This is a genomic window from Nocardioides sp. P4_G10, assembly GCF_056401175.1.
Genome location: NZ_JBFUJV010000003.1, coordinates 95,796 through 110,307, shown reverse-complemented (window position 1 = coordinate 110,307; position 14,512 = coordinate 95,796). Strand labels below are relative to the sequence as shown.

The 14,512-nt window shown below is 72.1% G+C and carries 13 protein-coding genes; 4 read left to right on the top strand and 9 right to left on the bottom strand.

Annotation, left to right across the window (positions count from 1 at the left end):
* Positions 1-9: 9 nt before the first annotated feature.
* The 5 genes from AC1DP1_RS06035 to AC1DP1_RS06015 are packed head-to-tail and all read right to left on the bottom strand — an operon-like array spanning position 10 to position 6,733.
* A complete protein-coding gene (locus AC1DP1_RS06035) occupies positions 10-924 on the bottom strand; it encodes a hydroxymethylglutaryl-CoA lyase (protein ID WP_477506095.1) in 915 nt (304 codons plus the stop codon).
* Positions 921-1,541 (bottom strand): isochorismatase family protein, encoded by a 621-nt coding sequence (locus AC1DP1_RS06030; RefSeq protein WP_477506094.1) that lies wholly within the window; start codon positions 1,539-1,541, stop codon positions 921-923. The genes AC1DP1_RS06035 and AC1DP1_RS06030 overlap by 4 nt, the downstream gene beginning before the upstream one ends.
* 6 nt (positions 1,542-1,547) lie before the next feature.
* Positions 1,548-3,419, bottom strand: coding sequence for a hydantoinase B/oxoprolinase family protein (locus tag AC1DP1_RS06025; protein ID WP_477506093.1), 1,872 nt, complete (start codon positions 3,417-3,419; stop codon positions 1,548-1,550).
* 3 nt (positions 3,420-3,422) lie between these two features.
* Positions 3,423-5,498, bottom strand: coding sequence for a hydantoinase/oxoprolinase family protein (locus AC1DP1_RS06020; RefSeq protein WP_477506092.1), 2,076 nt, complete (start codon positions 5,496-5,498; stop codon positions 3,423-3,425).
* 29 nt (positions 5,499-5,527) lie between these two features.
* On the bottom strand, positions 5,528-6,733 hold the full coding sequence (locus AC1DP1_RS06015) for a CaiB/BaiF CoA transferase family protein (protein ID WP_457189989.1): 1,206 nt from the start codon (positions 6,731-6,733) through the stop codon (positions 5,528-5,530).
* A gap of 150 nt (positions 6,734-6,883) precedes the next feature.
* On the opposite strand from AC1DP1_RS06015, the gene AC1DP1_RS06010 reads away from it, so the two are divergent.
* A complete protein-coding gene (locus tag AC1DP1_RS06010) occupies positions 6,884-7,594 on the top strand; it encodes a GntR family transcriptional regulator (RefSeq protein ID WP_477506091.1) in 711 nt (236 codons plus the stop codon).
* On the opposite strand, the gene AC1DP1_RS06005 is transcribed toward AC1DP1_RS06010, so the two are convergent.
* Positions 7,561-8,013, bottom strand: a complete 453-nt coding sequence (locus AC1DP1_RS06005; RefSeq protein ID WP_477506090.1) for an XdhC family protein — start codon at positions 8,011-8,013, stop codon at positions 7,561-7,563. The two genes, AC1DP1_RS06010 and AC1DP1_RS06005, sit on opposite strands and share 34 nt — an antisense overlap.
* A 24-nt stretch (positions 8,014-8,037) precedes the next feature.
* Between AC1DP1_RS06005 and AC1DP1_RS06000 the strand changes: the two genes are divergently transcribed.
* The 3 genes from AC1DP1_RS06000 (at position 8,038) to hemW (ending at position 12,233) form a co-directional block, all read left to right on the top strand.
* Complete coding sequence (locus AC1DP1_RS06000) at positions 8,038-8,970, top strand: aminoglycoside phosphotransferase family protein (RefSeq protein ID WP_477506089.1); 933 nt, start codon at positions 8,038-8,040, stop codon at positions 8,968-8,970.
* A 149-nt stretch (positions 8,971-9,119) separates the two neighbouring features.
* Complete coding sequence (locus AC1DP1_RS05995; RefSeq protein ID WP_477506088.1) at positions 9,120-10,940, top strand: AMP-dependent synthetase/ligase; 1,821 nt, start codon at positions 9,120-9,122, stop codon at positions 10,938-10,940.
* A 75-nt stretch (positions 10,941-11,015) separates the two neighbouring features.
* Entirely contained in the window at positions 11,016-12,233 is a 1,218-nt protein-coding gene (hemW, locus tag AC1DP1_RS05990; RefSeq protein ID WP_477506087.1) for a radical SAM family heme chaperone HemW, read from the top strand.
* Between the two features lie 13 nt (positions 12,234-12,246).
* Here the strand turns inward: hemW and AC1DP1_RS05985 are convergent, their stop codons facing one another.
* The 3 genes from AC1DP1_RS05985 to AC1DP1_RS05975 all read right to left on the bottom strand — a co-directional run bounded on the left by AC1DP1_RS05985 (position 12,247) and on the right by AC1DP1_RS05975 (position 14,512).
* Positions 12,247-13,095 carry a DUF3097 domain-containing protein gene (locus AC1DP1_RS05985; RefSeq protein WP_477506086.1) on the bottom strand — a complete coding sequence of 283 codons (849 nt, stop codon included), beginning with the start codon at positions 13,093-13,095 and terminating at the stop codon, positions 12,247-12,249.
* Between the two features lie 97 nt (positions 13,096-13,192).
* Positions 13,193-13,582: a hypothetical protein gene (locus tag AC1DP1_RS05980; RefSeq protein WP_477506085.1), complete on the bottom strand. Its 390-nt coding sequence runs from the start codon at positions 13,580-13,582 to the stop codon at positions 13,193-13,195.
* 66 nt (positions 13,583-13,648) lie between these two features.
* The gene (locus tag AC1DP1_RS05975; RefSeq protein WP_477506084.1) at positions 13,649-14,512 is read right to left on the bottom strand and encodes an MBL fold metallo-hydrolase; all 864 of its coding nucleotides are present in this window, start codon (positions 14,510-14,512) and stop codon (positions 13,649-13,651) included.

Genomic DNA, 14,512 nt, shown 5'->3' with positions numbered 1-14,512 from the left:
GGGCCGGTGCTACCGGGCCGGAGCCGGGAAGTCGCCCGCCCGGAGCAGCGCTCCGGGAAGGCGCTTGGCCAGCCGCTCCTCCAGCCAGGCGGTCGTGGCCGTGGTGGTCGCGAGGTCCAGGCCGGTGCTGACGCCCATCCGGTCGAAGAGGTAGACGAGGTCCTCGGTGGCGACGTTGCCGGTGGCGTTGGGGGCGAACGGGCAGCCGCCGGTGCCGCCGATGCTGGCGTCGAGGGTGCGGACGCCAGCGGCGTGGGCCGCCACGGCGTTGGCCACACCGGTGTGCCGGGTGTCGTGGAGGTGCAGGCGGAGCGGCACGTCGGTGCCGGCGACCTCGGCGGCCAGGGCCAGCCGGGACGAGACCTGGCTCGGCACCGCCACGCCGATGGTGTCGGCGAGCGCCAGCTCGTCGGGTCCGGCGTCGGCGACGCGGCCGAGGACGTCTCGCAGCCGCTCGTCGGGGACCTCGCCCTCGAACGGGCAGCCGAACGCCGCGCCGACGGTGACCGTCGTGAGCACGCCGGCCGCGCGGGCCCGCTCGACGAGCGAGGCCGCCTGCCGGCAGGCCTCCTCGGTGGTGACGCCCTGGTTGCGCAGGCAGAATGTGTCGGTCGCGACGACCACGACGTCGACCTCGTGCACCCCGGCCGCCAGGGCGCGGTCGAGGCCGCGGTCGTTCATCACGAGGCCGGCATAGCTGACCCCGTCGGGCCGTGGGAGCGCGGCCATCACCTCGTCGGCGTCGGCCATCTGTGGCACGCGGGCGGGGTTGACGAAGCTGGTCACCTCGATGCGCCGGGCGCCGGCCCGCACCGCACGCTCCACGAGCTCGACCTTGTCGGCGGTCGACAGCAGGGCGCTCTCGTTCTGCAGCCCGTCGCGGGGGGCCATCTCGACGATGCTCACCGCGTCGTTCGGCGTCACCGGTCGCCACCTCGGGAGGCGGTGGCGAGGTAGGCCAAGGCGGTCGCCTCGTCCACCACCTCGGCGTACTTGGCCCCCAGGTCGCGGAGGTTGGACTCGTGCGGCTCGGGTGCCCGGTCACCGACCGCGTCCGCGACGACCAGCGGGACGAACCCGTGCTGGATCGCGTCGACCGCGGTGGCCCGGATGCACCCGCTGGTGCTGACCCCGACGACGACGACCGTGTCGACGCCGCTCGCGTGCAGGGTGGAGGCGAGCGAGGTGCCGAAGAAGGCGCTGGCGTACTGCTTGACGACCACCAGCTCGTCGTCCGTCGGCGCGACCGGGGGCATCAGCTCGCCCATGGGTCCGTCGCCGACCAGCGCCTGCAGTGCCGGGACCTTGCGGAAGAACACCCCGCCGTCGGCGCCGCCGGCGCTGTAGCGCACGCGGCTGTGCACCACGGGCACGCCGTGCTGCCGGGCGGCCGCCAACACCCGCGCCGCGGAGTGCAGGCAGTCGTCGGCGGGCAGGCACAGCGCGCTGGCGGGATCGAAGTAGGCCCGCATCATGTCGACGGCCAGGACCGCGGGTGAGTGGCCCGGTCGCAGCGAGCCACCGAAGGGTTCGTCAGCCACGCCGGGTCACCGGGGGACCGGGGGTCGCGGGGCGGGCAGGCCGGTCTCCTCGAGGGCGCGCTCCAGGATCGTCTCCAGCGGCGGGCCCATGTCGAAGGTCGGCAGCGGGTGGGGCCGGTCGGCGTCCAGCGTGCTCCGCAGCGTCTCCGTCGCGGACACGTCGACCGCGCCGGACTCGTCGCACACCACGCCGTAGCGGCGCGCGCCGTCGGCGGTCACCAGGCCGCGTCGGACCTCGAGCCCGACCAGGTCGGGCTCGCGTGCGAGCGGGTCGCCCCACCCGCCCCCGCCCCAGGTGACGAAGTGCAGCAGGTCGCCCCGCTCCACGGGCACGTCATGGACCTTGCTGCCCAGGACCTCCGTGGTGCCGTCGGCACGCTCGAGCCACTTGCGGCCGCGCGCGCCGGGCTCGCCGCCGTTGACGCCCCAGGGGTAGGTGAGCCACCGGTCGTCGTGGATGGCGATGGTGCCGGCCTCGAGGAAGCGGTAGGCCACGTCGACCCCGTTGCCGCCGCGGTGCAGCCCCGCACCTCCCGTGTCGGCCACGGTCTCCCAGCGCTCGATGCGCAGTGGGTAGTAGGACTCGAGGTACTCGCACGGGATGTTGACGAACGAGGGCCACAGGGAGTGGCCGTCCGGCCCGTCGCCGATCGGGCGGCCGGGGATGCCGCCGAAGCCGATGGAGTAGAGCTGGAACCACTCGTTCTTGCGGTCGCCCTCGCAGTAGGTGCCGGAGTACATGAAGTGCGGGGACGAGGAGAAGCCGGCGGCGTTCAGCAGGTCCGGGTTGGTCTGGCCCAGCAGGCCGCCGAAGAGGTCGAACACGCGACCGATGCCGTGGTTGCGCGCGTTCAGCGCCGCCGGGTACTGCGGCTTCCAGAACGAGTCGTCCGGGATCTCCACGTCGACGAGGGGGTAGAAGCCGTCGTTCCAGAGGATCTGCGGGTCGGCCACGGTGATCATGTAGATCCCGAAGAACATCCGGACGAGGTTCTCGTTGATGTAGTAGTTGATCGGTCCCTGGGCCTGTGGGCTGCTGCCGGTGAAGTCGAGCAGCACCTTGTCGCCGGTGCGGGTGAGGCTCAGCTTCAGCTCGTACGGCCCGTAGCCGAGGCCGTCGTCGCAGATGTAGTCGGTGAAGGACAGCGTCCGGCCCTCCTCGAACACCATGGCCAGGAGCGTCTTCATGGCCCGGTAGTTGCGGTCGAGGAGCGCCTCCAGCGCCGAGTTGTAGGTGTCGACGCCGAAGCGGGCGCACAGCTCCTGCACCCGGCGGGCGGCGGTCCGGCAGGCGGCCACGATCCCGTTGAGGTCGGCGCGGTTCCAGTCGGGCTTGCGGACCTGGTTGAGGATGATCCGCAGCGCGTCGTCGTCGAGGACGCCCTTCTTGTAGAGCCGGAAGGGCGGGATGACGACGCCCTCCTCGAAGATCGTGCGCGCGTCGGTCGGCATCGACGCGGGCGTCTTGCCGCCGACGTCCGACATGTGCCCGAACATCGACGACCAGCCGACGAGGCGGCCGTCGAAGAAGATCGGCATCACCACCAGCCAGTCGTTGGCGTGGCTGATCGCGGCGCCGCACGAGTAGGGGTCCGACGTCAGCAGGACGTCGCCCTCCTCGATCGTGCCGTCGAAGTTGTCGAGGAAGTCGGGGATGGACAGGCCGAACTGGCCGACCATCATCTTCCCGTCGCGGTTGGCGATCAGTGGGAACTCGTCGTGCTGCTCCCGGATGCCGGGGGAGAGGGCCGTGCGGAACAGCACCTCGTCCATCTCGTAGCGGGCGTTGCGCAGCGCGTTCTCGACGAGGTCGAGGGTCACCAGGTCGACCTCGACCTGCTGCATCGGGGCGGTGTTGGTCTCGATCAGGCGTGCCATGGCTCAGCCCTCCTGGCTCTGGTCGACGGGTCGGATGAGGAGGCTGCCGCTCGGATGGACCGTCGCCGCGTGGTCGCGCAGCACGAGGGTCGTGGAGTCCATCTCGGTGATCACGGCTGGCCCGGTGACGACGTTGCCCGCCTTGAGGAGCGACCGGTCGTAGACGTCCGCGTCGACCAAGCCGCCGTCGGACCAGATCCGGTGCTGCTGCACGCGCGCCGGTGAGGCGTCGCTGCCGCCGTCGTCCAGCTCGACGGAGCCCACGTCGGGACGCGGCGCGTCGGCCGTGGCGCGGAGCGTGACCAGCTCGTGCTCGGCGTCGAGCACGAAGGAGAACAACCGGTCGTGCTCGGTGTCGAACGCCTTGCCGAGCGCCTCCAGCCCGCCCCCGCCGCCGTCGAAGGCGTCGATGTCGACGGACACGGGGATCTCGAAGCCCTGGCCGTGGTAGCGCAGGTCGGCCGAGTAGCTCACGCGGAGGTCGTCCTCGGGGACACCTTCGGCCGTCAGCGTGCCGCGAGCCGACGCCGCCAGGTCGTCCAGGATGGCCCGCAGGCCGTCGTCGGTGAGCTCGGCGAAGCGACGTACGAGGGTGCGGACCGCCTCGTCACGCAGGCTGGTGGTCGCGTCGCCGTAGGCGCAGAGCACGCCGGGGGAGGGCGGGATGATGACCGGCCAGGACCCGGTGAGCCGTCCGAGCGCGTTGGCGTGCAGCGGGCCGGCTCCACCGAACGCGACGAGGGCGAAGTCGCGGGGGTCGAAGCCCTGCTGCACCGAGACCAGGCGCAGCGCCCCGAACATGTTCTCGTTGACGATGTCGATGATCCCTGCTGCCGCGGCCTCGACCGAGCCCAGGCCCGTCGCGTCCGCGATGGTCTGGACGGCGGTGCGGGCCGCCTCGGGGTCGAGCGTGACCTCGCCGCCGGCGAGCGCGGTGGGGAGGTGCCCCAGCACCACGTTGGCGTCGGTGACCGTCGGCTCGGTCCCGCCGGCTGCGTACGCCGCCGGGCCGGGCGCCGCGCCCGCGGACTGCGGGCCCACCCGCAACGCCTGGGTGAGCGGCGGGACGTGCGCGATGGAGCCGCCACCGGCGCCGACGGTGCGGACGTCGACCGACGTGGCGCGGACCTTGAGGTCGCCGACGGTGGTCTCGCGGCCGATGCGCGGAGCGAGGTCCTCGACCAGCGCCACGTCCGTCGACGTGCCGCCCATGTCGAAGGTGAGGAAGTTGCGGTGCCCGGTCTGGGCGGCGACCCACGCGGCTCCCGTCACGCCGCCCGCGGGGCCGGAGAGCAGCAGGTTGACCGGGTTGTCGGCGGCGACGCCCGCGGAGACGAGGCCCCCGTCGCTGCGGAGGATCGAGAGCGAGCCGCTGACGCCCGAGTCCCGCAGCTGACCCTCGAGGTTGGCGACGTAGCGCTTCACCTGCGGCTGCACCACGGCGTTGGCGACCGTCGTGATCGTCCGCTCGTACTCCCGCAGCTCGGGCAGGACCGCCGACGACATCGAGACCGCGAGACCGGGGAGCTCCTCGGCGGCGAGCTCGCGGACGCGCTCCTCGTGGGCGGAGTTGGCGTAGGAGTTGATCAGGCTGATGCTCAGCGCCTCGATGCCGCGGCCGGCCAGGGCCCGCAGCTGGGTGCGGACGTCGTCCTCGTCGAGCTCGGTGACGACCGATCCGTCGCTGGCGATGCGTCCCCGCACCTCGACGGTGTCCTCCAGCGCGGCGAGCGGCTCGGGCTTGGGCCAGATGATCCAGCCCGCCAGGCCGCCGGGGACGAAGGACCGGGCGATCTGCAGCACCTGGCGGAACCCGTGGGTGGTCACGAGGCCGACCCGGGCGCCCTTGCCCTCGAGGATGGCGTTGGTCGCGACCGTCGTGCCGTGGAAGACGTCACCGACCGAGGTGCGCTCGATGCCGGCGGCGGCGCACGCCTGGTCGATGCCGCGCAGCACGCCGATGGACTGGTCCTCGGGGGTGGAGGAGGTCTTGGCGCGGAAGGTCGCGCCGGAGTCCTCGTCGATCAGCAGGATGTCGGTGAACGTTCCACCCACGTCGACTCCGAGCCGGTAGGTCATGCTGCTCTCCTTGATGTCGGTGGTGCGCCTCAGATGACGCCGTCGGCGCGCAGGGACGACAGGTCGTCGTCCCCCAGGCCGAGCAGGCCGCGGTAGACGGCGTCGTTGTGCTCGCCCAGGGCCGGACCGACGTGTCGGACCGATCCGGGGCTCTCCGAGAGCTTGGGGGCGACGTTGTGCATCGCGAACTCACCCAGGTCGGGGTGGGCCAGGCGGACGATGGCCTCGCGGGCCGCGAAGTGCTCGTCGGCCAGCATGTCCTTGGCGCGGAAGATGCGCCCGGCCGGTACGCCGCCGGCGTGCAGGCGCTCGAGAAGGTCGTCGGCGCGCACCGTCGTGCTCCACTCGGCGATCAGGCCGTCGAGCTCCTCCATGTGCTTGCCGCGGGCGCCGTGCGAGGCGTACTTCTCGTCGGTGGCCAGGTCGGGGCGGCCCATGACGTCGGCCAGCCGGCGGAACACGGTGTCCTGGTTGGCGGCGATGAGGACCATCTCCCCGTCGGCGGTGGGGTAGACGTTGCTCGGCGAGACGTTGGGCAGCGTCGTACCGGTCCGCTCGCGCTGGTAGCCGGCCACCTGCCACTCGGGCACGAGCGACTCCATCAGGGAGAGCACGGCTTCGTAGATGGCGGAGTCGACGACCTGGCCGCGACCGGTGCGCCCGCGCTGGTGCAGCGCGACGAGGGTGCCCAGGCAGGCGAAGGTCGCTGCCAGCGAGTCGCCGAGAGAGACCCCGGCGCGGGCCGGTGGCCGGTCCGGGTCGCCGGTGACGTAGCGGATCCCGCCCATCGCCTCGCCGATCGAGCCGTAGCCCGCGCGGGCGGCGTACGGTCCGGTCTGCCCGAACCCGGTGACCCGGGTGACCACGAGACCGGGGTTGGTCTCCCACAGCGTCTCGGGGGCCAGGCCCCAGCGCTCCAGCGTGCCGGGACGGAAGTTCTCGATCAGCACGTCGGCTTCGGCGACCATGCGCCGGACGAGGTCCTGGCCGCGCGCAGTGCGCAGGTCGGCGGTGACCGACAGCTTGTTGCGGGCGACCACCGGCCACCACAGCGACTGTCCGTAGGGCTTCTCCCGGCCCCACTGGCGCATCGGGTCGCCGTTGACCGGGTCCTCGACCTTGATGACCTCCGCCCCGAAGTCGCCGAGGAGCTGGCCGCAGAACGGGCCGGCCAGGAGCTGGCCCAGCTCGACGACGCGCAGGTCGTCGAGGGGGAGAGCCGACGGTGAGGCCACAGGAGCCCTTTCGTATGCAAAGCAGGCGCAAGGTGTGAGGCAGGTCATACCGACCGCCGCCGACGCTAGCGACGGGTCGTCGTCGACGTCAATGGCGTCTCACGAATTGCATACAATCTGGGCCGAGGTGCGCTGCTAGGGTTCGCGACCATGACCCAGGATGCGGGCGCGGACACCGGCAAGGCCGCCGAGGTCACCTACGCGACGATCCGGCGGCAGATCCTCAGCGGCGAGCGCGCCGGTGGGGAGTGGCTGCGCGAGGGCGACCTCGCCGCCGTCATCGGCGTGAGCCGTACGCCGGTGCGCGAGGCCCTGCGACGCCTCGCCGCGGAAGGACTGGTCCGGCACGAGCCCAACCGTGGCGTGCAGGTCGAGGACTGGGGGGTCGGCGACCTGGACGAGATCTTCAGCCTCCGCTCACAGCTCGAGCCGTGGGGGTGCGGCCTCGCCGCGACCACCGGCCGGGCCGACCTCGACAGGCTCGGCCGGCTGGCCGACCGGATGGACGAGGAGGCTCGACGCGACCCGCCCGACCTCGACGCGATCACCGGGCTCAACAACGAGTTCCACCGCACCGTGCTCGAGGCGTCCGGCAACGGGCGCCTGGTCGCGATGGTGTCGTCGGTGGTGGAGGTGCCGCTGGTGTGGCGCACGTTCTCGCACTACTCGCCCGAGGCGATGCGACGGAGCCTGGCGCACCACCACGAGATCGTGCAGGCCCTCGCCGCGGGCGACGCCGAGTGGGCTGAGTCGGTGATGCGGTCCCACGTGCGGGCCGCCTGGGTGAGCCTCCGGCAGGAGCACCCGGAGGGCCCCCAGGGAGCAGCTCAGCCGCGCATCGGGCCGCCGGCTCGGCCGTAGGACTCGGCGACGATCTCCGCCACCACCGACAGGGCGATCTCACCCGGGCCCTTGCCGCCCAGGTCGTGCCCCGCCGGCACGTGCAGCCTGGACACGTCGACCCCCTCCGCGCCGAGCTCGTCGAGGAGCCCGGCCGCGCGGCCGCGACTGGCCATCATGGCGACGTACGACGCCTCGGACGCCAGCGCGGCACGCAGCACGGCGGGTGCGTCGGGAGCGTCGTGGTCGCACAGCACCACGGCGTCACCGGGCCCCGGGTCGAGCCCGGGCCCGCCGTCGTCCGCCGGCTCGACCACGGCCGTGCGCCCGGCCGTCGACGCGATGGCGGCGATCGACCGCGAGATCGGGTTGTCGCTGAGGACCAGGATCCGGCCGTGCCGGACGGCGTCGTCCGACCACGGCTGCTGCCGATTGCTCATGCCGGTCAGCCTAGGCTCGCGGGCATGCCGCTCACCATCCCTGCGGGGCTGCTCGCGCAGCGGGCGCTCGGGGACGACTGGGGGCGCTGGCTCGACCGGCTGCCGCGGCTCGCGGGCGACCTGCTCGACGACTGGCGGCTGAGTCCGACCGGCACGGCGCTGCACGGCTTCTGCTCGCTGGTGCTCCCGGTCGTGGGCGCCGACGGCGCGGCCGGTGCGCTGAAGGTCGGCTTCGACGGCGACGACGAGTCGCTCCACGAAGGCCTCGCCCTGCAGCACTGGGGCGGCCGGGGCGCCGTACGGCTCCAGCGGGCCGACCCGCGACGACGCGCGCTGCTGCTGGACTGGCTGCCCGGGCCGGACCTCGGCGACTCCTGGGACGTCGAGGCCTGCGAGGTGGTCGGCGAGCTCTACGGCCGGCTCCACATCCCGGCGATGCCGCAGCTGGCCGGCGTCTCGTCGTACGTCGAGCGGTGGCTCCGCGAGCTCGGCGACCTGGGCCGCGACCTCCCCGTCCCGCGCCGCTACGTCGAGCAGGCCCTGTCGCTCGGCCCCGACCTGCTCGCCGACGAGGTGGCGAGCGTCGTCGTGCACGGCGACCTCCACTACGCCAACGTGATGGCCGACGACCCGGGGGAGTGGCTGGCCATCGACCCCAAGCCGATGGCCGGCGACCCGCACTACGAGCCGGCGCCGATGCTCTGGAACCGGATGGACGAGCTCAGCGGTCCGGGAGCGGTCGGATCGGTGCGCGACGGCCTGCGCCGGCGCTTCCACGCGCTGGTCGACACCGCCGGCCTCGACGAGGCGCGCGCCCGCGACTGGGTGGTCGTGCGGATGGTGCTCAACGCGGGGTGGGCGGTGCAGGACGCGCAGCGAGCCGCTCGTCGCCTGACGGCGGAGGAGCAGGACTGGATCACGCGCTGCATCGCCGTCACCAAGGCCGTCCAGCACTGACCAAAGTCGGAAAGTCGCCCGTTTGACGGGACACTCGCCGCGTTTGCTACCGCTGGGTAAACCCCGTGATCTAGGTTACAGGCCAAGTCAGCAGCAAGCCCCGCTGTGTGGTGCCGTCGCGCCACGCTCCACGAATGAGTAGGTAACAGATGCCGACCACCATCGACACGGCCTTCCTCGACACCATGCCACCCAACGTCGCCGTCCAGTTCTTCGACCGCGTCACCGCGACCCCCGACGCCGAGGCCTTCCGTTTTCCCCGTGGCGAGGCGTGGGAGTCCGTCACCTGGAAGCAGGCCGGCGACAAGGTCGAGGCGCTCGCCGCAGGCCTGATCGCGCTGGGCGTCGAGCCCGAGCAGCGCGTGGGCATCGCGTCCGGCACGCGCTACGAGTGGATCCTCGCGGACCTCGCGGTCATGTGCGCCGCCGGCGCCACCACCACGGTCTACCCGAGCACCAACGCCGAGGACACCGTCTACATCCTGGGTGACTCCGAGAGCCGCGTCGTCTTCGCCGAGGACGACGAGCAGGTCGCCAAGCTCACCGCGCACCGCTCCGAGCTGCCCCACGTCACGAAGGTCATCACCTTCGAGGGCGCGTCCGACGGCGACTGGGTGATCTCCCTGGAGGACCTCGCCGCGCTGGGTGCGGAGCGGCTCGCCGAGCAGCCCGACGTGGTGCGTACGACGTCGCAGGCGATCCGTCCCGACCAGCTGGCCACCCTCATCTACACCTCCGGCACCACCGGCCGCCCCAAGGGCGTGCGGCTGCGCCACTCCTCGTGGGTCTACGAGGGCGAGGCGATCCGCGCGCAGGGCATCCTCGGCCCCGACGACCTCGAGTTCCGCTGGCTGCCGATGGCCCACTCCTTCGGCAAGGTGCTGATGTCCACCCAGATGGCCTGCGGCTTCGCCGCGGCGATCGACGGCCGCGTCGAGAAGATCGTCGACAACCTGGGCGTGGTGAAGCCGACGTTCATGGGTGCCGCCCCGCGCATCTTCGAGAAGGCCCACGGCCGCATCGTCACCATGCAGGCCGCCGAGGGCGGGGCCAAGGAGAAGATCTTCAAGAAGGCCTTCGACGTCGGCCTCGAGGTCGAGCGCCGCAAGCGCGAGGGGCAGTCGGTGCCGCTGACCCTCAAGGTCCAGCACGGGCTCTTCGACAAGCTGGTCTTCTCCAAGATCCGCGACCGCTTCGGTGGAAACGTCCGCTTCTTCATCTCCGGTGCCGCGGCGCTCAACCGCGACATCGCGGAGTGGTTCGGCGTCGCCGGCATCAAGATCCTCGAGGGCTACGGCCTCACCGAGACCTCGGCGGGCTCGTTCGTCAACCACCCCGACCGCAACAAGTTTGGCACCGTGGGCCCGGTCTTCCCCGGCAGCGAGGTCAAGCTCGGCGACAACGACGAGATCATGATCAAGGGTCCGGGCGTGATGGACGGCTACCACAACCTGCCCGAGGAGACGGCCAAGACGCTGACCTCCGACGGCTGGCTGCACACCGGCGACAAGGGCGCCGTCGACGAGGACGGCCACCTGGTCATCACGGGCCGCATCAAGGAGCTCTTCAAGACCTCCGGCGGCAAGTACATCGCCCCGCCGGCGATCGAGTCGAAGTTCAAGGCCGTGTGCCCCTATGCCAGCCAGTTCATGGTCTTCGGCGACGAGCGCAACTACTGCGTCGCGCTCGTCACCCTCGACCCCGACGCGATGGCGGGCTGGGCCGAGGAGAACGGCATGGGCGGCAAGTCCTACACCGAGATCGTGCAGTCCGACTCGGTGCAGAAGATGGTCGGCGGCTACGTCGACGAGCTCAACAGCCACCTCAACCGCTGGGAGACCATCAAGAAGTGGAAGCTCCTCGACCACGACCTGACGGTCGAGTCGGGCGAGCTGACCCCGTCGATGAAGGTCAAGCGCAACGTCGTGCAGGAGAACAACCAGGCGCTCATCGACCAGATGTACGCCTAGGGCTGACCATGGACGGGTGCCTGTGGGAGACCACTGGCACCCGTTCGCACGTCCGGCACGTGGTTGGATACCGGCGTGTCCCCCGCCCAGCCCGACGGTGACGTCGCCCCCGAGGACGGTCTGCTCCCCGACGAGGCGTGGGCCCAGTTCGGCAGCAAGCCCTTCGGCCTCTACGTCCACGTGCCGTTCTGCTCGGTGCGGTGCGGCTACTGCGACTTCAACACCTACACCGCCCAGGAGCTCGGCGACGAGGTCGGCGCCAGCCGGTCGTCGTACGCCGAGGCGGCGATCCGCGAGATCCGCTTCGCGCGCCAGGTGCTCGGCCACCGCGACGTCCCCATCGAGACGATCTTCTTCGGCGGTGGCACCCCCACGCTCCTGAAGGCTGCGGACCTCGGAGCCATCGTGGCCAGCGCCGCGGCGGAGTTCGGGCTCGTCGACGACGTCGAGATCACGACCGAGGCCAACCCCGACAGCGTCGCCGCCTGGGACCTCGAGGAGCTGCGCACCGCCGGCTTCAACCGGATCAGCTTCGGCATGCAGTCCGCGGTCGACCACGTGCTGCGCACGCTCGACCGCACCCACGACCCGATGCGCGTGCCCGCGGTCGTCGACTGGGCCCGGCAGGCCGGCTTCGACGACGTCAGCCTCGACCTGATCTACGGCACGCCGGGGGAGTCGCTGGCCGACTGGGCGACCTCGGTCGACGTCGCCCTGGGCTGCCGCCCCGACCACATCTCCGCCTACTCGCTCATCGTCGAGGACGGCACCGCGATGGGCCGCCAGGTCAAGCGCGGCGAGCTGCCGATGCCCGACGAGGACGACCTGGCCGACAAGTACCACCTCGTCGACGAGAAGCTCTCCGCCGCCGGGATGAGCTGGTACGAGGTGTCCAACTGGGCCACGTCGCCCGACCACTGGTGCCGCCACAACCTGCTCTACTGGACCGGCGGGCACTGGTGGGGCGTCGGCCCCGGCGCCCACTCCCACGTCGGCGGGGTGCGCTGGTGGAACGTCAAGCACCCGGCGGCGTACGCCCAGCGGCTCGCCAGCGGCGTCTCACCCGCCCTGGCACGCGAGGTCCTCGGCTACCACGACCAGCGGGTCGAGCGGATCCTGCTGGAGATCCGGCTCGTCGAGGGGCTCCCGGTGACCGCCCTCGAGGCCACCGGCCGCTCCCACGTCGCCCGCCTCGTCGCCGACGGGCTCGTCGAGCTCGCCACCGAGCGCCTCGTGCTCACCCAGCGCGGCCGGCTCCTCGCCGACGCGATCGTGCGCGACCTGGTGGACTGAACCAGCGCGCCCGTCAGGGCGCGGTGGTGAAGTCGATCAGCTCCTCGACCCGGCCGAGGAGGGCGGGCTCGAGGTCGGCGAAGGAGCTCACCCGGCCGAGGATGTGCTTCCAGGCGCGGGCGATGTCGGCCTGGTCGCGGTGCGGCCAGCCGAGCTGCTGGCAGGTGCCGGTCTTCCAGTCGATCCCGCGGGGGACGGAGGGCCACGCGGGGATGCCGAGCCGGTCGGGCTTGACCGCCTGCCAGATGTCGATGAACGGGTGGCCGACGACCAGGACGTGCTTGCCGATGGGGGAGCGGGCGATGCCCTGGGCGATGCGCGCCTCCTTCGACCCGGTGACCAGGTGGTCGACCAGGACGCCGACGCGGCGCTGCGGGCCGGGCTTGAAGTCGCGCAGGTGCTCGGCGAGGTCGTCGACGCCGCCGAGGTACTCGACGACCACGCCCTCGATCCGCAGGTCGTCGCCCCAGACCTTCTCGACGAGCTCGGCGTCGTGCCGGCCCTCGACGAAGATGCGGCTGGCGCGCGCGACGCGGGCTCGCGCGTTGGGCACCGCGACCGAGCCGGACGCCGTACGCGCGGGGGCTGCTGGGGCACCCGCCCGCACGGGACGGGTGAGGATCACCGGCCTGCCCTCGAGCAGGAAGCCGGGGCCGAGCGGGAACGTGCGCCGCTTGCCGCGCCGGTCCTCCAGCGTGAGCGTGTCGATGTCGCGGTCGACGGCGACGACCTCGCCGCACCAGTCGGTGGTGACCTCTTCGACGACCATCCCGATCTCGGTCGGCACCTCGGTGGCGCGACCGTTCTTCGGGACACGCCAGTCGCCGGAGAGGACGTCGGTTCCGTAGCGATCCTGGGGCACCGCTCCACGTTAGGCGCCCGTCGGCCCGCCGGCCGGGTGGCTCGCCGTGCGTCGCGGATCACACCCGGTGCGGCGGGGGCCGGGGGCTGTCGGGGGCTCAGCCCCCAGCGATGCCGCTGCCCTCGGCACCGTCGCCGCTGTTGGCGTCGGAGCCCTTGTCGGTGCCCTCGTCGGAGTCGCCGGACTGGGTGGGCGCCTGGCTGGCTCCGTCGTCGTTGCCCAGGTCCTCCTGGGTGGCGTCCATCTCGAGCTCCTCGCGGCTCTTGGTCGCCTCGTCGTCGGGGTCGAGGGGCTCGGCCAGCGGGTTGTCCTCGCCGGGCTGCAGGTCGTCGGGCAGCTGGTCGTCGGAGATGCCGCCCAGGGTGGCGCCGTCGGGCGAGGTGGTGCCGCCGGAGTGGTCGGAGTCGGCAGGACTGGTGCCGCTGCCCGCCTTGGGCGTGTCGGTCGACTCCGTGTTGTCGGTCTGGGACTCGCTGTTCTCGGTCATGCCACCAGTCCTACTGGGCCGACCACCGCGAGAACAGCCCCCGGAGGGTGTGGGCCGGTCGGGCGGCTAGATGAGGGGGAGCCGCTTCTGGCTGCGGGGCAGGTGCTCGTAGCCCAGCCGGACTGCGCTCCCGAGCCGCTCGCGCTCCCACGGCCACTCGCCGGCGGCGAGGGCCTCGGACTGCGGCACCCCGCGCGAGGCGAGGTCGCGGATGGTCTCGGCGATGACGCCGAGCTCGGTGCGCTGGTCCTGCACGAACTCCTTGTCGACGACCTTCCCGTGCCCCGGCACGACGACCGTGGAGTCGGTCATCAGGCCGAGGACCAGGTCGAGGGTCAGCGGCCACTCCAGCGGCCACGAGTCGTCGCCGATGAACGGCGGGTCGGACTCCTCGACCAGGTCGCCGCCCAGCAGCACGTCGGCGTCCGGCACGCGTACGACGAGGTCGCCTGCCGTGTGCCCACGCCCGGGGTGGATGAGCTCGACGGCCCGGTCGCCCAGGTCGAGCTGGACGGCGGAGGAGAAGGTGCGCGTGGGCAGGTGGAGGGTGGTCGCGAGGATCTCGTCGCGGCGCGGGTGGGCGGTGTCCTGCCCGTACTGCTCGAAGGTGTGCGCCGACGACACCTCCATGTGCTCGGCCGCCCAGTCGGTCGCGTGGATCGGCAGGTCGCCGAACTGCTCGACCATCGTCGCGTTGCCGAAGTGGTGGTCCCAGTGCTCGTGCGTGTTGACCAGCCCTGTCAGCGGACCCGCGCCGAGGCGGCGTACGTCGTCGGCGACGATCCGCGCCTCGGCGGCCGACCCGTGCGTGTCGACCATCAGCAGGCCGTCGGACCCGCCGATCAGCGTGATGTTGACGTGCATCCAGTCGTAGTGCGCGACCCACACGCGCGGGGCGACCTCGGTGAACCGAGGGGTGTCGTCGGGCAT

What these genes read in the sequence shown, in the direction of transcription:
- AC1DP1_RS06025 (WP_477506093.1), bottom strand. Translation starts at nt 3,419, where the DNA reads ATGGCACGCCTGATCGAGACCAACACCGCCCCGATGCAGCAGGTCGAG.
- AC1DP1_RS06020 (WP_477506092.1), bottom strand. Translation starts at nt 5,498, where the DNA reads ATGACCTACCGGCTCGGAGTCGACGTGGGTGGAACGTTCACCGACATC.
- AC1DP1_RS06010 (WP_477506091.1), top strand. Translation starts at nt 6,884, where the DNA reads ATGACCCAGGATGCGGGCGCGGACACCGGCAAGGCCGCCGAGGTCACC.
- AC1DP1_RS06005 (WP_477506090.1), bottom strand. Translation starts at nt 8,013, where the DNA reads ATGAGCAATCGGCAGCAGCCGTGGTCGGACGACGCCGTCCGGCACGGC.
- AC1DP1_RS06000 (WP_477506089.1), top strand. Translation starts at nt 8,038, where the DNA reads ATGCCGCTCACCATCCCTGCGGGGCTGCTCGCGCAGCGGGCGCTCGGG.
- AC1DP1_RS05995 (WP_477506088.1), top strand. Translation starts at nt 9,120, where the DNA reads ATGCCGACCACCATCGACACGGCCTTCCTCGACACCATGCCACCCAAC.
- AC1DP1_RS05980 (WP_477506085.1), bottom strand. Translation starts at nt 13,582, where the DNA reads ATGACCGAGAACAGCGAGTCCCAGACCGACAACACGGAGTCGACCGAC.
- AC1DP1_RS05975 (WP_477506084.1), bottom strand. Translation starts at nt 14,512, where the DNA reads ATGCCCGACGACACCCCTCGGTTCACCGAGGTCGCCCCGCGCGTGTGG.